Here is a 17214-nt window from a genome sequence, read left to right on the forward strand (position 1 = left end):
TATGTCCCCGGGGATGGACAAAGCAGACCGTGCCAACGGCACGTTCCTATGATCTAACTTTGTCTACGATCCGTAGCAGGACCACCAACCTGTCCAGACGGCAAACGGCCAGCGCGATGCCGACGCAAGTTTGCCGTTCTAGGCAAGGGTATCACCAGAGATGGCACCCACTGTATCGCGCTCGCCCGTCCTCACACTTCATTTAATGTGACAACATTTCATAAGCGCAAGACGTGAGCTTTGCGTTTGGCGTTCCGTCTTCGTTATGGACGCCCAGAGGGTGCCGAAGGTGAGATCCGTATGTGCGCCAGCGCACGTAGGTGTCGCTGCGGCAGGCTCGCGGCGTTCTTTTGTGTACCAAACGATATAAAAACAGCTGAGCCGTCTCTTTTAAACCATACCGATCAGTATTATACCGAATGGTACGAATCCGGCCTGTTGGAATGCCGGACCAATTCCGAATGAGCGGCTTCACCATGACAAGTGCTTCCAAAACCCGATTCCTGACCGCCCTCGGCACTGTGAGTGCACTCCTGGGCGGCGTTACGCTTTGGTCCCTGCTCGGCAGCACAGTGACCCAGGGCAGCGATAAGGAGCCGGCCCCATCGGCGACACCTGCCATCGTCGCCGCCGTCGACAGTCGCGACGTTTCCCTGTGGGAGGAGTTCTCGGGTCGTCTTGAGGCCATCGAGCGCGTCGACCTGCGCCCACGGATCCCTGGCGCCATCGAGTCGGTCCACTTTCGCGAGGGATCGCTGGTCAGGAAGGGCGACCTGCTCTTCACCATCGATCCTGCCCCCTACATCGCTGAGGTCGAGAAAGCGGAGGCCCAGATCCGCGCGGCCGAGGCCAATCTCGTCTTTGCCCGCAGCGAACTGGATCGCGGCATGAAGATGACCGCCAACCAGACCATCGCGCAACGCGACCTCGATACACGGTTGAACAATGTCCGCGAGGCCGAGGCCAATTTGAGCGCTGCCAAGGCCGTCGCCAAGGCCGCCCGTCTCAACCTGTCTTACACCGAGGTGCGCGCGCCGATCTCCGGGCGTGTAGGAAAGATTGAGGTGACCGTCGGAAATCTCGTCAATGGCGGATCTGGCGCACCGATCCTGACGACCATCGTCTCGACCAACCCGATCTATGTGAGCTTCGACGCAGATGAGCGCGCAGTCCAGCGTGCTCTTGAGACGTTGCCGGCGGGAGGCGACCGGCGCGACCATCTCGCCCGTATCCCGGTCGAGATGCGCTACGGACCGGAGGCCGAGGTCACGCGTGGCAAGCTGCAGCTCATCGATCATTCGGTCAACAGCGCGAGCGGCACGGTCCGTGTGCGTGCGGTGCTCGACAATGACGACGACCGCCTGATGCCCGGCCAGTTCGCACGCATCCGATTGGGCCAGGCGAAGACGACGTCCGCGCTCGTCGTACCCGAACGGGCCATCGGGGTCGATCAGGACAAGAAATACGTGCTCGTCGTCAGTCCGGACTCCAAGGCGAGTTACCGCGAGATCAAGCTCGGAGCTTCCGTGGACGGAGGGCGCATCGTCACCAGCGGCCTCAACCCGGGTGAACGGATTATCGTCGACGGCCTTCAGAAGGTCCGCTCGGGCGCCCTGATCGCGCCGCAAACCGACGGGCCCGGGGCTTCCGCTGCGCTTCAGACACGGCATACCTCCGCCTCCGCAGAAAACTGATAACACCGCAAAGGCTTAAAGGCCGCCATCATGAACATCTCCCGCTTCTTCATCGACCGTCCGGTCTTCGCCGGGGTTTTGTCCGTGCTCATCTTCGTGGTCGGACTTCTCGCTCTGCGGGTTCTGCCGATCTCGGAATATCCCGAGGTCGTGCCACCCCAGGTGGTCGTCCGGGCGCAATATCCGGGCGCCAATCCCAAGGTCATTTCCGAGACCGTGGCCGCCCCGATCGAGGAGGCCGTCAACGGCGTCGAGGACATGCTCTACATGAGCAGCCAGGCGACCACGGACGGCGTGCTGACGCTGACCGTGACCTTCGCCCTCGGCACGGATCCCGACAAGGCTCAGCAACTCGTGCAGAACCGGGTCTCGCAGGCCGAGCCCAGGCTGCCGGAGGAGGTGCGCCGTCTTGGCGTGACCACCGTCAAGAGTTCGCCGGATCTGATGATGGTGGTTCACCTTCTGTCACCCGACAGCCGCTACGACGTCACCTATCTGCGCAACTACGCGGCGCTCAACGTCAAGGATCGGCTTGCAAGGATCCAAGGCGTCGGTCAGGTCCAGCTGTTCGGCTCGGGCGATTATTCGATGCGCGTCTGGCTGGATCCTCAGAAGATCGCCGAGCACGGGCTTTCGGCGAACGACATCGTCGAAGAGATCCGCGCCCAGAACGTGCAGGCGGCGGCCGGCGTGGTCGGCGCCTCGCCCGGCCTGCCGGGGATCGACCATCAGCTGTCGATCAACGCCCAGGGGCGGCTCCAGGATGAGGAGCAGTTCGGCGATATCATCGTCAAGGCGGGCGAGAACGGAGAGATCACCCGTCTGCGCGATATCGCCCGCATCGAACTGGGCGCAGCCGACTATGCCCTGAGGTCCCTCCTCAACAACAAGCCGGCAGTCGCCATTCCGATTCTTCAGGCTCCAGGGTCGAACGCCATCGAGATCGCCGACAAGGTTCGCGCCGAGATGGCGGACATAAAGGCCAACATGCCGGAAGGCATCGACTTCCAGATCGTCTACGATACGACCCAGTTCGTGCGCGCCTCGATCGACGCGGTGGTCCATACGTTGCTTGAGGCCATTCTGCTCGTGGTGCTGGTGGTGATCCTGTTCCTGCAGACCTGGCGGGCCTCGATCATTCCTCTCGCGGCCGTTCCGGTCTCGATCGTCGGCACGTTCGCGGTTCTGCAGGCCCTGGGCTTCTCCATCAACGCTCTGAGCCTATTCGGTCTGGTGCTAGCCATCGGCATCGTGGTCGATGACGCAATCGTGGTCGTCGAGAACGTGGAGCGAAACATCGAGAAGGGCCTCAGCCCTCGGCAAGCGACCTATCGGGCCATGCAGGAGGTATCCGGGCCGATCATCGCCATAGCGCTGGTGCTGGTGGCCGTGTTCATCCCGCTTGCCTTCATCAGCGGCCTGACAGGACAGTTCTACAAGCAGTTCGCCGTTACCATCGCCATCTCGACCGTGATCTCGGCAATCAACTCGCTGACCCTGTCGCCGGCACTGGCGGCCCTTCTTTTGCGTGATCACCATGCGCCGAAGGACCGGATCACCCGGATCATGGACACGCTGTTCGGCTGGCTGTTCCGTCGATTCAACGCGGTCTTCCATCGCGGGGCGGATGCCTATGGCACCGGCGTAAAGCGGGCGATCAGTACGAAGGCCCTAATGCTCGTCGTGTATGTCGCTCTGCTGGGAGCCACAGGCTTCCTGTTCAAGACCGTGCCCGGCGGCTTCGTCCCGGGGCAGGACAAGCAGTATCTCGTCGGCTTCGCCCAGCTGCCGGATGCCGCGACCCTCGACCGGACGGAGAACGTCATCCGGCAGATGACCGACATCGCGCTGAAGCAGCCGGGTGTGGAGCACGCCGTCGCGTTCCCCGGCCTGTCAATCAACGGCTTCACCAACAGCTCGAATGCCGGCATCGTGTTCCTGACCCTTGCACCCTTCGAGAACCGTCGTGAGCCGGGCCTGAGTGCGGGGGCGATCGCCGGTCAGCTGAACCAGAAATTCGCCGCCATCACAGAGGCCGTGACCGCCATCTTTCCCCCGCCGCCGGTGCAGGGACTGGGGACGATCGGCGGCTTCAAGCTGCAGATCGAGGATCAGGCTGGCCTCGGCTACGAGGCGCTCGACATGGCAACGAAGGGCTTCTTAGCTAAGGCAGCAACGGCGCCCGAGCTTGCGGGATTGTTCTCGAGCTATTCGATCAATGTCCCTCAGCTCTACGCCGATATTGACCGGGCCAAGGCGCGCCAGCTCGGAGTCGCCATCTCGGATGTGTTCAGCACGCTGCAGATCTATCTCGGCTCCGTCTACGTGAACGACTTCAACAAGTTCGGGCGGACCTACTCGGTACGCGTCCAGGCGGATGCTCCGTTCCGGGCCCATGCGGAGGATGTCAGCTTCCTCAAGGTGCGTTCGGATTCGGGCGAGATGGTTCCGCTGACGGCCCTGTTGGACATCCGATCGAGCGTAGGGCCGGAGCGCGCGATGCGATACAACGGATTCCTCTCGGCCGACATCAACGGACAGGCGGCTCCGGGATATTCGTCGGGTCAGGCGCAGGCTGTCGTCGAACGGATCGCGACTGAGACCCTGCCGAAAGGTTTCAGGGCCGAGTGGACCGAGCTGACCTATCAGGAGATTCTCGCAGGCAATTCCGGCATTCTGGTCTTCCCGATTGCCATATTGCTCGTCTTCCTGGTCCTCGCGGCACAATACGAGAGCCTGACGCTCCCCGTCTCGATCATCCTGATCGTGCCGCTGGCGCTGCTTGCCGCCCTGGTCGGCGTATGGCTGACGGCCGGCGACAACAACGTGTTTACCCAGATCGGGCTCATCGTTCTGGTTGGCCTGTCGGCCAAGAACGCGATCCTGATCGTAGAGTTCGCGCGTGAGCTCGAGTTTGAGGGGCGCACGCCCGTTGAAGCGGCGATTGAGGCCAGCCGTCTACGCCTGCGGCCGATCCTGATGACCTCGCTCGCCTTCATCATGGGCGTCGTGCCGCTGGTGGTATCGACGGGGGCAGGCGCCGAGATGCGGGCTGCCATGGGCGTAGCCGTGTTCTCTGGAATGATCGGGGTGACGGCCTTCGGCCTGTTCTTCACGCCGGTCTTCTACGTCCTCATCCGCCGTCTGACAGGGAGCCGCCGCCTTCAGCATCACTCTGCGCCGGCAGTCTCGAATCCGGACGCAAAGGTGCATTCCGTCCAGGAGCTGGTAAACTGAACGAGCGCGAGGGATTGCCGCCTCAGGCGGGCGCCTCCCTCTTTGCAGAGCGCATCGTTCTGCCCAGAACACGACAGAGGCCCGGAGCCGTCATCGGCTCCGGGCCCGAACGTCAGAATGTCAGGCTGCATGCCTTGCGGATCGCCACCTGCACTGGCGAAGGTGGCAATGTCGGGTCAAACTCACCTCTCGGCAGAAGCGGCGGTTGCGCCATGAAATGAGGCTGTGTTCCCCGATGCGGTTGTGCCCGATGGACGAGGAACGGGTGGCACAGATAGACAGTGCCGGCCCGCCCAGTGGCCAGGACCTCGTCACAGTGATCCGTCAATGCAAACCCGTCGGCTGCGAGCTCTGCGAGCGTCAGTCCATTCTCCCCATGTGGCAGCAGCTGCCGGACGATATGGGCATGGGAACCTTTGCGGAGGACTGTCGGGGCGTCGTTCTGAGCTACATCCGAGAACAGGAAGAGCATCAGCAGCGCACGGCCGCGGCTTTTCACGTTGACACGCCACTGCATGAAGTCGGGATTGTCCAACCCGAAACTCATATCGACATGCCAGCCACCATCACCGGATCATCCTCAAAGGGGAACCTGATCGGAAAGGTTCCCAATCCAGTCGGCCTCAGCCAGCGTGCTTCGCCGACGAGCGCATCATAAGAGCCGTGCAGCAGCGGGGTATTCGCGGCCGCGATGAAGCACGGTCCCGACATGAAGCCAAGGCGGATGACAGACCTTGTCCATGTATGCGGCTCGTTAGGCGAGAGCCCCATCGCTGCCCAGAGGTCATCCCGACCCTGTTGGGCGAGCTCGGCATCAAAAGCCTGTTCGAGCTTCACGTAGCCATGTTCAATGAAATCATCGATCTGATTGCTGCTCAGATCGGAGGAACCGATATTCGGCATATCCATACTTCTCCCGTTCGGCCGTCATTCGTGATCGGTCGTGAAATCTGATTGGCGCACGTTGCGCCTCCACGACGGAAGCCGTTCAGATGAGGGGGAAGAAGGTGGACATGAACATCGTGAGGTGGAGACTAGGATGCCAGACCGGGCTACGCAAGCCGGCAATGCGGCATGCTCCAGATCTGCCGTCACTCCGAGCAACCGCACAGTCGTTGGGATCAACGCGCTGTCGCACTGAGGTGAGGGATCGATCCCGGGCTCAACTTGTCCTGATCGGCCAAGTTCGCATGGCTACGACGACCACCCGGTGAAGCTCCTCGCGCGAGGCGCCCGATGCGGCCCTGACCGCCATCCCAAGGCCGACGGACACGATATAGCGGGCCCAATCGGTGGGATCCTCGTCGCCGGGGAAGTCACCGTCGGAGCGTGCCTTCTCTAGACGCTCACGCAGGTTGTTTTCGTTGACCATCCGCCGGGCGACAAGCTCCTCACGGATAGCTTCGTTCGCCTCGCTGCAGGCCATTGCACCATTCACCCCAAGACAGCCGGGAGGGCTCGTGGGATCTGTCAGAACATCGACATAGCCGCGCAGGAGCCGCTCGACCGCTTCACGCGCCGTCGGCGCCTGGAGGGCCTCATGCGCGAAGCACAGGTGCCGGCGTTCATAGAGGTCGAGCGTCCGGCGAAAGAGTTCTTCCTTGTTGCCAAACGCGGCATAGAGGCTGGGACGGGTAATACCCATAGCCTCCGTCAGGTCAGAGATGGAGGTGCCCTCGTAGCCTCGACGTCGAAAGACCTGAAGCGCGATGTGTAACGCCTCGTCAGGATCAAATTCGCGATGGCGGCCCATGGTTTTCCCATCCTGCGGCCGGAACGGCGGAAAGATCACGGACGTCGCGGCTGCATACTATACCGATTAGTACAATAAACATTTCTGCGGAGAATTCAAGATGTTATCCCGACGAGGCGTGAGGACTCTCCCACCGCGGCGGCTGCGCCGGGTGTCATTCGGGCAGCGACACAGGATCGGCCGCCAAGAGATCAAGTAAGAGATTGAGACGTGCATCCTCGAGGCCCTGAAGTAGAAGCTGTTCACGCCCGAGTTGGCGGCTGAGTTCACACACGTCTATCCGGCCCGCGCCTGTGCTCGCCCGGTCGGCAGGGGCCCGAGCAGCAAAAGCCCCCGCTGGTGTTGCCAGTCGAGGGCTTGGGTTGTGTTTGGTTGCGGGGACCTGAAACCACCGAAACTCCGCCTGCCGACGGGATGAGGTGAATTGCGCCGATCAGGCAAAAAAGGCCCATCCATACTAGCCATTATCAACGCCAAATTCATCCAAATGTTACGCAATACCGTGTTACGCACCTGAGGTAGGCTATCGCGGACATCCCTTGACCAAGAAGGCAAAGCTAATTATCGATATTGATAACTGACCAGGTGCGTCATGAATATCGTTCCAATCAAGCGTCCGCGCGAGCTTGTCTATGAGACCGTCAAGCGGCGCATCATGATGAATGAGCTGAAGCCGGGAAGTTCGCTGACCGAGCTTGGACTCGCCCGTGAGATCGGCTGCAGCCAGGGAACAATCCGGGAAGCTCTTCTTCGGCTCCAGGAAGATGGCCTTGTGACGAGGGCGGGCCACAGGGGCACTCTGGTCACGCGCCTCGACCAGGAGGAGGCCGAGGAAACTCTCGCGATCCGACGTCGCATCGAGGTGCGTGGGGCCTTGAAATCGACCCGGAACGTCACGGACGAAGTGCTGGCGGATCTTCGCCGCCTCATCGGCCAGATGGAAGAGGCTGCCTATCAGGAGGACGCCTTCGCCTTGATCGAGTTCGACATGGCGTTTCATCTGACCATGTTCAAACTCTCCGGTCTTGAGGCGCTCGAGCAAATCCTCACCCGTTGCACGATCCACACGCACCGGTCAAAGATCTGGGCACCAAGCCACAAACGGCCGCTTCTCGAGACGGCCCGCAGGCATAACGTTCTGCTCGAACGCCTCGAAGCAGGCGACGCGAAGGGGCTGGCTCACGCCATCGGCCTGCATATTGATACGATCGTCACGAAGGAGGACCCATGACCCCCTTCGTGGATCCGCAAATGCAGGCGATACTGGATCGGCTTCGGGCCGGCCCGCAGACCGACTTTAGGAAGATGCCTATCGCGGAAGCGCGCCGACAGTCGGATGCCGCCACCATTCCATGGAGCGACGGCGCGCCTGAGATGCATGCGCGGACCCTGACGGTCGATGCCGGCACGCATGCGATGAGAGCACGCCTCTATCTACCCGTCGAAGAGCCGATCGTTTCACTGATCCTCTACGTCCATGGCGGGGGCTGGACCTTCGGATCCATCGATACGCATGATGGGACGATGCGCAATCTGGCTAAGGCCGCGCAATGTCCGGTGCTCGGCATTGATTACCGCTTAGCGCCCGAGAATCCCTTTCCGGCACCTCTCGAGGACGTTCTAACGGCCATCGCGTTTGTCGAGACCGGCGGCCTGGGCACTCCGCTCCCTGCACAGAGAATGGCGATCGCAGGCGATTCCGCGGGGGCGAACCTCGCTCTCGCGGCATTGCTGGCGCGTCGCGACCGGGGTCTTCCGCAATTGGTGTCCGCCGCTCTTTTCTATGGCTGCTATGCACCGGATTTCACGACGGCAAGCCATGCGGGATTCGGAGGCGGCACCTATCTGCTCACCAGCGTGAACATGCGGTGGTATTGGACCAACTTCCTCGGCCGAGAAGATGCCGACACCACGTCTCTCGCCACACCCATGAGAAATGATCTGAGCGGATTACCGCCGCTCTACTTGTCGGCGGCGGGCCTCGACCCGCTTCGCGACGACACGCTTCAGCTTGCTGAAAAGCTCGCCAACTCCGGCGTTTCCTTCCGTTGTGATCACGTTCCCGGCGTGGTCCACGGCTGTCTGCGCATGACCCGGGAACTTGATGCCGCCCGTGCAATGATCCGGGCGGGAGCCGACTTCATCGTCTCGCAATTCAACGAAAAAGACCTGGGAGGAACACAATCATGGAGCGCCGCGACTTCCTGAAGCTCTCAGCTGCCGCCGCTCTGGCAGCACCGCTGGCACGTCCCGCCATAGCCCAGACGCCGACCACCGTGCGCTGGTGGTACCATTTCGATAATCCGCAGAACTCGCCCGCGGCCCTGGTGGCGAAGTTCGAGCAGGAGAATCCCGGCATCAAGATCCAGGCCGAGGCGATTCCGTGGGGCGGCGGCAACGACTACCAGACCCGCCTCTTCGCCGCGCTCGTGGCTGGCAATGGTCCCGATGCCGCGATGGTGCGCCTGTCCTGGGCCGCGCGCTTTGCATCCATGAAGGCCCTTGAGCCGCTCGATGCGATGATCGCCGGATGGGCGGGGCGCAGCGACATCTCGGACAATGTCTGGAAGATCAACAAGGGCGCCGACGGCAAGCAATATTACCTGCCCCTGCAATATGTCGTGATCTACCTCTACTACCGCCAGGATCTCTTCCAACAGGCCAACCTCCAGCCACCGAAGACCTTCGACGAGTTTCTCGCTGCGGCCAAGGCATTGACCAAGGGCGACACGGCTGGATTCGGCATGCGCGGCGGTGCCGGCGGCTTCGATAATTGGGGCCCGTTCGTCCTCGGCGGTGGTGCGAGCTTCGAGAAGGGCGGCGTGGTCAGCGAGAAGGCGCTCGCCGCGAACCGTTGGTATGTCGCGCTGGCACGGGAGGCGAAGGTCACGCCGGCTTCCGCGCCCACCGACAGCTTTCGCCAGATCGTCGATGCCTTCAAGGCGGGCCGGACGGCGATGATTATGCATCATGTGGGATCCGCCAATGAGATCGTCGGCGCTCTAGGTGATAAGGTGTCGGCAGTCCCGGTTCCCCGCGCAGCGGATGGTCAGGGCTGGACTTATTTCGGAGACGAGTCCAATGCCGTGTTCTCCGCCAGCAAGGCGAAGGAGGCCGCGTTCAAATGGATCGCATTCCTGTCGACGGCGGAGAACAACATTGAGCTGAACAAGCTCACCGGACAATTGCCCATTACGACGTCCGGAGCCGCGCAGTGGACGGGGCATCCCAAGCGCCTTGTCGAGGCGAGCTCCGCCTCACTGCCGATTGCCCGGTCGCTGCCCGACCATCCCAAGACGCCGGACTTCATCGCGCGCGTCTGGCCCACCAACATGCAGAGAGCCCTGAACGGGGAGATCTCGCCGGACGACATGATGAAAGCCATTGAACAGCACTTCAACGGCTAAGCCTCATAGGGATCCGCAGATGCGGTCGCAATCGGGCAGTGGCACGCCACCGCCCCAATCCGGAAGCTTTTTCTTGATCACTGCAGCCTATCATCGCCCCTCCCGATGGACCCCGTTCTGGTTCCTGGCCCCCGCGCTGGCGATCACGGCGGCGGTCGTCGTCGTGCCGGCAGGGCAGACGATCTGGCTCAGCCTGCAGGATTACCTGCTCTACGAACCCGACGCCGCCACCTTCGTCGGCCTGCGGAATTTTCAGGCTATCCTGCGGGACGAGGTATTCTGGATCTCTCTCTGGCACTCGGCCATCTGGATCGTCGGGGTGGTCGGGTTGCAGTTTCTCCTGGGCCTCGTCACCGCTCTCCTGCTCAATCAGAGCTTCTGGTGGCGCGGCGCCGCGCGGGCTCTGGTCGTCGTGCCCTGGGCCCTGCCCAGCGTCATCATTGGATTGATGTGGACATGGATGTACGACTTCAATGTCGGGGTCCTGAATGACATCCTCGTCCGCATCGGTATCATCGACGCACCGATCGCTTGGCTCGCGCGCCCTGACCTCGCGCTCGCGGCGATTATGGCGACCCTGGTCTGGCAGGGCTTTCCGTTCTTCGCCATCACGATTCTGGCAGGGCTGCAGACAATTCCGTCTGAACTCTACGAGGCCGCCGAGGTCGACGGCGCCAATCGGCGTCAAATGTTTCGTCACATCACGCTCCCGAGCATTGCCGACGTGATCGCGACGGCGCTTTTGCTGCGGACGATCTGGGTGGCAAACTCCCTCGACGTCATTCTCGTCATGACGGGCGGCGGCCCGGGCTATGCCACCCACACCCTGCCGCTCTATGCCTTCGTGCGCGCTTATAGCAGCATGGAGTTCGGCTACGCCGCTGCGCTCGCGCTGATCCTTACGCTCCTCCTGCTTACCGTCGTCTGGCTCTATGTCCGACGCGCCTCACGGGATCTCGACCGATGAAGGACCGTCGATCCGCCACGAGACGGTTCCTGGAGGTCGAGGCTCCGGTGCTTGCCATCCTGGCCTTCGCACTCGCACCCTATGCCTGGATGGTCCTGACCTCCATCAAGCCCCAGGCGGAGCTTTCGATTTGGCCGGTCCGCTATCTTCCGGAGAATGCCACCTTCGACCATTACCGTGAGCTCATCGACCGGACGACCTTCGCCGGAAATCTCCTTAACAGCTTCATCATCGCGACCGGCGCCGCAGCCCTCGGTCTCTCCGTATCCATCCCGGCGGCCTATGCGTTCTCGCGCTTCCGATTTCGCGCCCGGCGCATGCTGATGACAGGCTTCCTGGTCATCAACATGTTTCCTGTCGTCCTCCTGATCATCCCTCTCTTCATCCTCATGAAGAATTTGGGTCTCCTCGACACGTTCCTCGGCGTGATCCTCGGCCATTCTACCTTCGCGATTCCCTTCGCGATCTGGATGCTGACGAGCTATTTCAACGCGATCCCGAAGGACCTCGATGAGGCAGCGATGATCGATGGGGCGTCCCGCTCAGAGACGATCCGTCTGATCGTGCTGCCCCTCGTCATGCCGGGGGTGGTCACAGCGGGGATCTATATCTTCATCACCTCCTGGAACGAGTATCTGTTCGCCATGATGCTGTCCGGGCAAGCCGTGCGCACCGTCACGGTCGCGCTGCAGCTGTTCATTGGCGAGTTTACGATCCAGTGGGGCCTGCTTACGGCGGGCGGAACCCTGATCGCGCTCCCGGTGACCATCCTTTTCCTCCTCGTACAACGAAGGCTCGTGGGCGGTCTCACGGCCGGTGCGGTGAAATCATGACAATCAAGAATCCGATCGGCGTCATCTCCATGTTCTACGCGCGGCCCTTCACGCGCGAACACTTCTCGACATTTTCCCGCATGAAGGCGGCGGGTGCCGACGCGGTGGAACTGCTCGTTCCTGAACCTGGCGAGCTGGATCTTGCGGAGACCCGACGTGCCGCCGACGACGCAGGACTCGCTATCGTTCTTGCCGCCCGCGTGAATCTGACCCGGGATCTTGCCAGCGCAACCCCGGAAGCTCACCAGGCGGGCGTGGCATATCTGGACAACTGCATCGACATCGCATCCGAGCTCGGAGCTCGCATCGTCGGCGGTCCGCTCTACGGTGCGCCGCTCGTCTTCGCGGGCCGCGCGCCGGCGCCGGTGGATCCGGATGAGCGCCGGCGCCGGATCGATGCAGTGGTATCCGGTCTGGAGAAAGCTGCCGCGAAGGCCGTAGACACGGGCATCGTCCTCGGCCTCGAAGCGCTAAACCGGTTTGAGACCGACATCGCCAACACTGCGGGACACGCAATCGAGATCGTTGACCGCGTCGGATCACCTGGACTTGGTGTGATGCTCGATACGTTTCACATGAACATGGAGGAGTTTGATCTTCCCCGTGCGATCCGCAAAACCGGCCAGCGGCTCGTTCACTTTCAGGCCAACGAGAACAATCGCGGTTTCGTTGGGTCTGGGCATATTGACTGGCCGGGCATCGCCAGGGCACTTCACGACGTCGGCTATGAGGGACCTATCGTGCTGGAGCCCTTCCGCCGCGACGATGAAAGGGCAGGAGCGACTTTGGCCCAGTGGCGAGCTCCCACGCACGACGAGGATCCGGAACTAGCGGCGAGCATCGCCTATCTCAAGGCTGCCCTCGCATTCGCAGGGAGCGCCCGATGACCTTCGTGAGAATGGCTTGGATCGGGTGCGGGACGCATGCCAACGAGATGCTGCTGCCGCAACTCATGCGGCACGATGTGACCCTGGCAGTGCTGTGCGACACGGATGCGGACCGTCTCGCTCGGACTGCTGCGCGTTTCGGCATCCCTCCGGAAAGGACGACCCGCGACTGGCGAGAAGTCCTGAACCGGAACGACGTCGACGCGCTTGGGCTGGCCATCGGTCCGCAGGGTCATTTCGAAATCGGAATGGCCGCCGTTGAGCGGGGCCTCCCGGTTTTCATGGAAAAGCCGCCCGCGCCCACCGCGCTCCAGGCTCGGCAACTCGCCGAAGCATCGAAGCGCCGGAGCGTGTCGGTGGTGGTCGGCTTCATGAAACGCTATTCGACGGCAAACCGGATCGCTTCGAACATCGTCTTGTCGCCGGAGTTCGGCGAGCGGGCCAGCTTCCTCGGACAGTACATGACGGCGCCGACCTATTTCACTAAAGATCCGGACTACAGCGGATTCTACCTGCATCACTGCGTCCATTACTTCGATCTCATTCCTTACCTCATGGGCGATGTCGAATCGGTGAGCGCCCGAAGGCACGAGCTCGCGCCGGGCAAGCTCCTCCTTCATGTGGACTTTCGCTTCGCAGGCGGCGCCATCGGAACCCTCGTCGTGGGCACGCATCAATCCCGCGGCACACCCATGGAATGGTGGCAGGTCATGGGTGACCACCGCCGGGTCGAGGTCAGGAACGTCCACGAGGTTCGCTACTACCGGGCTCCGCCCTTCAAGGTTTCCGACCGCAACGCCACGCTAGCGGACGGCGTCGACACCCTCGTCTGGGAGCCGAACCTCACCGCAGCGGCGAATGAGGATCACAAGGGCTACCATGCTCTGCTGGGCGACTTCGTACGCTCTCTGCGTGAGCCGGTCGACATCCCCACGATTGCCGATGGTGCTCGCGCCATGCAACTGCTCGAACTGGCTATCGGAGGAACGGCTGCCGAGGTTCGCTAACGACCGAGCACTAGGTTCGGCAGCCACGTGGTCAGCGGTGGCCAGAGCGTGATCGCGATCAGCACGGCGAGCAGCGGCAGCAGCCATGGGATGATGGCTCGTGACATGGCTTCGAAGCTGATATTCGCGATTTTCGAGGTGACGAAGAGGACGACCCCTACAGGCGGGGTAATCGTGCCAATCATCAGGTTGAGCACGAAGATCAGCCCAAACTGGATCGGATCAATCCCGAACTGCGCGGCAGCCGGCGTCAGGATCGGAATCAGGATCAGCATTGCCGCCAGCGCCTCCATGAAGCACCCGACGAAGAGCAGCAGGAGGTTCACGATCAGAAGATAGATCAGTGGCGAGCCGGAAAGGTCGACGAGCCAGGGGCCGACGAGCTGAGGAATGCGCGAGATCGAAAGGCACCAGCCCAAGGCGGCAGCCGTCATCACCAGCGCCAGAACCACACCTGTCGTTTCCACCGTCTGCACGACAAGCTCGGGCAGATCGTCAAGCGAGAAGCTGTGGTAGACGAACAGGCCCAGCACCAGCGCATAAGCGGTCGCGACGGCGGCCGCTTCGGTCGGTGTGAAGATGCCGGCCATCATCCCGCCGAACAGGATAATCGGGGTCATGAGAGCCCAGTGCGCTTCCTTGTACGCCACCCAGAGCTGCGCGAAACCCGGAAAGGGATGGCGCGGCAGGCCTCTTTTTTTAGCGACGTAAACCACCAGTGCCATCAACGCACCGGCCATCAGCAGACCGGGGATCACGCCGGCGAGGAAGAGCCCGCCGATCGAGACGTCAGCCGAAACGCCGTAGATCACCATCGGCAGGGAGGGCGGGATGATCGGGCCGATCGTTGCCGAGGCGGCGGTGATCGCAGCGGCTGTCTCTGGATCGTAGCCCTCGTCCCGCATCGCCTTGATCTCAAGCGTGCCGACGCCGCCTGCATCCGCCACGGCAGAGCCCGACATGCCGGCGAAGATCACGCTGGCGAGGATGTTGGCATGGCATAGCCCACCACGCAGGAAGCCGACACAGGCCGTGGCAAAGGAGAAGATCCGGTCGGTGATGCCGGCCGAATTCATGATGTTGCCCATCAGGATGAACAGCGGTGCTGCGAGCAGCGGAAAGGAAAACGCGGACTGCGCGATCTTCTGCGGAACGATGCCAAGGGGGAAGCCGCCGAAATAAGCGAAAGCGATGGCCGCCAGCCCCATCGACACGAAGAGCGGCACACCGAGCAGCAGCGCGGCGAGCCAGACTGGCAGGATCTGCAGCATCAGCGTGCTCATAGCGGCTGGGCTCCGGGTTCAGGAGTTGCGACGCGCCGGCCGGCCAGAGCCAACGCGGCGTCTCCGATTGCCTGCAGGATCAGCGCAAGCGCCGCCAGAGGCATGACGATATAGAGCGCAGCGGTCGTAATCGGCAGCGCGATCGATTCGACATCCCATGTTCGGTCGATCAGGCCGAAGGAGTAGCGCAAGAGAACGAGGGCGAAGATCACGACCAGACCCTGCGTTAGCAACTCGAGCGCGATACCGAGCGGGGCGGGCAGCTTGGTGGCAAGGACGGTGATGCGGATATGCGCGCGCCGCCGACTTGCGATCACCCACCCGACAAACGCTGTCCAGACGAGGAGGTACTGCGCAAGTTCGTCACTCCATGCGACGGGCCTGTTGAGCTGACGGGAGATCACGCCGACGAGCACGCTCGCGAGCAGCGTCAGCAGCAGAACGACAGCGCTCCAGCGCACCAGCCTGTCGGCGATGGAGAGGAAGGAACTCATTGATCATAGCTCCCTTGGGGTGGCTAAGCCGTTCAGCATTCCGATCGATGCGGAGCCAAGCGCCGAAATCCATCGCAGAGTGATGCTTTGTGGCGGAATCCGGCGCCGCGCCGCTCACGCGGCACAGCCTGAACGACGGCTGTTGCAAAGGCGAGACTGTACACTAGAGCGACGCGAGCGCGTCCCAGGTACCCTTGCCCCACTTGCTCTCGAATTGCTTCGGCACGCTGTCGAGCACGGGCTTACGGAAGGAGTCCATGTCGGGCTCGGTGACGCTCATGCCGGCGGCCTTGAGCGTCGCGACGAGGCTCGCCTCCTGGTTCGCCAGTTCCGCGTCCTGCCAGGCGACGCCATCGGCGATCGCAGACTCGACGATGGCGCGATCGGCATCCTTGAGGGTCTTCCAGAAGTCGGTGTTCACGATGATCAGACGGGGAGTGATGATGTGGCCGGTCAGGATCAGATGCTTCTGCACCTCCTGAAGCTTGGCGCTGTAAATGGTCGGCAGCGGATTCTCCTGCCCGTCGACGGCGCCCTGGCTCAGCGCCAAGTAGAGCTCGTTGAAGTTTACCGGCGTCGCCTTAGCTCCCCAAGCCTCGATCATAGCGCGGAAGGTGTCGACCGGAGGCACGCGCAGCTTGAGGCCTACAACGTCGGCTGCGCTCTTCACGGCTTTGGTGCCGGTGGTGAGGTGACGTTTGCCGTAATAGGTAACGGCCGCCATGCGCATGCCGCGCTTCTTCTCGAGTTCAGCGTTCATCTGCTCGAAGACCGGCGCCTTGGCGACCTTCGCCATGTGGGCCGCATCGCGCCAGAGATAGGGCGCCTCAACCACTGAGAGCTGCGGCAGGAAGGAGCTGAGAGCTGCCGCGCCATCCGTCGTCATGGTCAGCGCGCCGGAGGCAACCGACTCCATCATGTCCTTACCCGAACCGAGTTGGCCGGCCGGAAAGGATTGAATGTCGATGCGGCCCGAGGTGTTCTCTTTCACCTGCTTGGCGATGCGCTCGACCATCTGCACTTGCGGATGCGCTGTCGGCAGCATCTCGCCCCAGCGCATCACGGTCGCCTGCGCGCGCAGGATGCTGGGCATCGAAACAGTAGCGCCGGCGGCGACGGCTCCCAGAACGAAGGCACGTTTCGTGATCAGGACCATCTTCGGTTCCTCCCAATATGGCCGATTCTTCGGCTCATTCATGTCCATGCGGGACTTGCCGAAGCAGCGTCAGCGTCCGGATGCGGGCGCTCTCCGATGGCGTGCTCGTCTCCTCGACGGCATCGACCTCCGACACCAGAGCGGAAGGCCGAAGTCGGGGAGAGAGCTTTTGGCAAAACTTCCCTGACTGTTGACTGACATGTTAGCGATAGGTTGGATGAACGACAAGCCAGGCGGTGCAATAAAGCGCGGCTGTTATCGACCCTGGGCGTTTGTAGGTCAGTCTCTGCCCTAGGTCTGCTGTGAGGTGTTTGGAGTCCAGACGTGACGAAGCTTTCTTGGCGGTGTGCTCGACGGGGCCGCGGGCTCCGGACGAGCAAAAACCCCTGACGCTGTTCACGTACAGGGGCTTTTGACTGTTGTTTGGTTGCGGGGACAGGATTTGAACCTGTGACCTTCAGGTTATGAGCCTGACGAGCTACCGGGCTGCTCCACC

15 protein-coding genes are annotated in these 17214 nt (G+C 62.1%); 9 read left to right on the top strand and 6 right to left on the bottom strand.

All coding sequences use genetic code 11. The annotated features are described in order from the left end of the window. The first annotated feature begins 476 nt into the window (after positions 1-476). Together VB672_RS16530 and VB672_RS16535 are read left to right on the top strand one after the other, a co-directional pair. On the top strand, positions 477-1694 hold the full coding sequence (locus tag VB672_RS16530) for an efflux RND transporter periplasmic adaptor subunit (RefSeq protein WP_329785292.1): 1218 nt from the start codon (positions 477-479) through the stop codon (positions 1692-1694). A 30-nt stretch (positions 1695-1724) separates the two neighbouring features. Further along, a complete protein-coding gene (locus VB672_RS16535; RefSeq protein ID WP_329785293.1) occupies positions 1725-4931 on the top strand; it encodes an efflux RND transporter permease subunit in 3207 nt (1068 codons plus the stop codon). 112 nt (positions 4932-5043) lie between these two features. Here VB672_RS16535 and VB672_RS22635 read toward each other — a convergent pair whose 3' ends face one another. From VB672_RS22635 to VB672_RS16545, 3 genes are all read right to left on the bottom strand, one after another. Next, positions 5044-5466, bottom strand: a complete 423-nt coding sequence (locus tag VB672_RS22635) for a hypothetical protein (RefSeq protein WP_442932077.1) — start codon at positions 5464-5466, stop codon at positions 5044-5046. Between the two features lie 8 nt (positions 5467-5474). Next, positions 5475-5834 (bottom strand): hypothetical protein, encoded by a 360-nt coding sequence (locus VB672_RS22640; RefSeq protein ID WP_442932078.1) that lies wholly within the window; start codon positions 5832-5834, stop codon positions 5475-5477. A gap of 259 nt (positions 5835-6093) precedes the next feature. Beyond that, complete coding sequence (locus VB672_RS16545; RefSeq protein ID WP_329785294.1) at positions 6094-6684, bottom strand: TetR/AcrR family transcriptional regulator; 591 nt, start codon at positions 6682-6684, stop codon at positions 6094-6096. Positions 6685-7276: 592 nt separating this feature from the next. Between VB672_RS16545 and VB672_RS16550 the strand changes: the two genes are divergently transcribed. From VB672_RS16550 to VB672_RS16580, 7 genes are all read left to right on the top strand, one after another. After that, positions 7277-7915: a GntR family transcriptional regulator gene (locus VB672_RS16550; protein WP_329785295.1), complete on the top strand. Its 639-nt coding sequence runs from the start codon at positions 7277-7279 to the stop codon at positions 7913-7915. Continuing rightward, positions 7912-8892 carry an alpha/beta hydrolase gene (locus tag VB672_RS16555; RefSeq protein WP_329785296.1) on the top strand — a complete coding sequence of 327 codons (981 nt, stop codon included), beginning with the start codon at positions 7912-7914 and terminating at the stop codon, positions 8890-8892. Before VB672_RS16550 ends, VB672_RS16555 begins: the two co-directional genes overlap by 4 nt. Next, positions 8871-10091, top strand: a complete 1221-nt coding sequence (locus VB672_RS16560) for an ABC transporter substrate-binding protein (RefSeq protein ID WP_329785297.1) — start codon at positions 8871-8873, stop codon at positions 10089-10091. The genes VB672_RS16555 and VB672_RS16560 overlap by 22 nt, the downstream gene beginning before the upstream one ends. A 73-nt stretch (positions 10092-10164) precedes the next feature. Next, the gene (locus VB672_RS16565; RefSeq protein ID WP_329785298.1) at positions 10165-11058 is read left to right on the top strand and encodes a carbohydrate ABC transporter permease; all 894 of its coding nucleotides are present in this window, start codon (positions 10165-10167) and stop codon (positions 11056-11058) included. Continuing rightward, a complete protein-coding gene (locus VB672_RS16570; protein WP_329785299.1) occupies positions 11055-11891 on the top strand; it encodes a carbohydrate ABC transporter permease in 837 nt (278 codons plus the stop codon). The genes VB672_RS16565 and VB672_RS16570 overlap by 4 nt, the downstream gene beginning before the upstream one ends. Beyond that, positions 11888-12778: a sugar phosphate isomerase/epimerase family protein gene (locus VB672_RS16575; RefSeq protein WP_329785300.1), complete on the top strand. Its 891-nt coding sequence runs from the start codon at positions 11888-11890 to the stop codon at positions 12776-12778. The genes VB672_RS16570 and VB672_RS16575 overlap by 4 nt, the downstream gene beginning before the upstream one ends. Beyond that, positions 12775-13785: a Gfo/Idh/MocA family protein gene (locus VB672_RS16580; protein ID WP_329785301.1), complete on the top strand. Its 1011-nt coding sequence runs from the start codon at positions 12775-12777 to the stop codon at positions 13783-13785. Before VB672_RS16575 ends, VB672_RS16580 begins: the two co-directional genes overlap by 4 nt. Here VB672_RS16580 and VB672_RS16585 read toward each other — a convergent pair. The 3 genes from VB672_RS16585 to VB672_RS16595 all read right to left on the bottom strand — a co-directional run bounded on the left by VB672_RS16585 (position 13782) and on the right by VB672_RS16595 (position 16718). Continuing rightward, entirely contained in the window at positions 13782-15056 is a 1275-nt protein-coding gene (locus VB672_RS16585) for a TRAP transporter large permease (protein WP_329785311.1), read from the bottom strand. The two genes, VB672_RS16580 and VB672_RS16585, sit on opposite strands and share 4 nt — an antisense overlap. An 8-nt stretch (positions 15057-15064) precedes the next feature. Then, entirely contained in the window at positions 15065-15562 is a 498-nt protein-coding gene (locus VB672_RS16590) for a TRAP transporter small permease (RefSeq protein WP_329785302.1), read from the bottom strand. A gap of 163 nt (positions 15563-15725) precedes the next feature. After that, positions 15726-16718 carry a sialic acid TRAP transporter substrate-binding protein SiaP gene (locus VB672_RS16595; RefSeq protein WP_329785303.1) on the bottom strand — a complete coding sequence of 331 codons (993 nt, stop codon included), beginning with the start codon at positions 16716-16718 and terminating at the stop codon, positions 15726-15728. Positions 16719-17214: the final 496 nt, after the last annotated feature.

Source organism: Microvirga sp. CF3016, assembly GCF_036314085.1.
Lineage (GTDB): Bacteria > Pseudomonadota > Alphaproteobacteria > Rhizobiales > Beijerinckiaceae > Microvirga.

Excerpts from the sequence above, each read along its gene's own strand:
- VB672_RS16530 (WP_329785292.1), top strand. The coding sequence starts at position 477 with ATGACAAGTGCTTCCAAAACCCGATTCCTGACCGCCCTCGGCACTGTG.
- VB672_RS16535 (WP_329785293.1), top strand. The coding sequence starts at position 1,725 with ATGAACATCTCCCGCTTCTTCATCGACCGTCCGGTCTTCGCCGGGGTT.
- VB672_RS22640 (WP_442932078.1), bottom strand. The coding sequence starts at position 5,834 with ATGCCGAATATCGGTTCCTCCGATCTGAGCAGCAATCAGATCGATGAT.
- VB672_RS16545 (WP_329785294.1), bottom strand. The coding sequence starts at position 6,684 with ATGGGCCGCCATCGCGAATTTGATCCTGACGAGGCGTTACACATCGCG.
- VB672_RS16550 (WP_329785295.1), top strand. The coding sequence starts at position 7,277 with ATGAATATCGTTCCAATCAAGCGTCCGCGCGAGCTTGTCTATGAGACC.
- VB672_RS16555 (WP_329785296.1), top strand. The coding sequence starts at position 7,912 with ATGACCCCCTTCGTGGATCCGCAAATGCAGGCGATACTGGATCGGCTT.
- VB672_RS16560 (WP_329785297.1), top strand. The coding sequence starts at position 8,871 with ATGGAGCGCCGCGACTTCCTGAAGCTCTCAGCTGCCGCCGCTCTGGCA.
- VB672_RS16570 (WP_329785299.1), top strand. The coding sequence starts at position 11,055 with ATGAAGGACCGTCGATCCGCCACGAGACGGTTCCTGGAGGTCGAGGCT.
- VB672_RS16575 (WP_329785300.1), top strand. The coding sequence starts at position 11,888 with ATGACAATCAAGAATCCGATCGGCGTCATCTCCATGTTCTACGCGCGG.
- VB672_RS16580 (WP_329785301.1), top strand. The coding sequence starts at position 12,775 with ATGACCTTCGTGAGAATGGCTTGGATCGGGTGCGGGACGCATGCCAAC.
- VB672_RS16585 (WP_329785311.1), bottom strand. The coding sequence starts at position 15,056 with ATGCTGCAGATCCTGCCAGTCTGGCTCGCCGCGCTGCTGCTCGGTGTG.
- VB672_RS16590 (WP_329785302.1), bottom strand. The coding sequence starts at position 15,562 with ATGAGTTCCTTCCTCTCCATCGCCGACAGGCTGGTGCGCTGGAGCGCT.
- VB672_RS16595 (WP_329785303.1), bottom strand. The coding sequence starts at position 16,718 with ATGGTCCTGATCACGAAACGTGCCTTCGTTCTGGGAGCCGTCGCCGCC.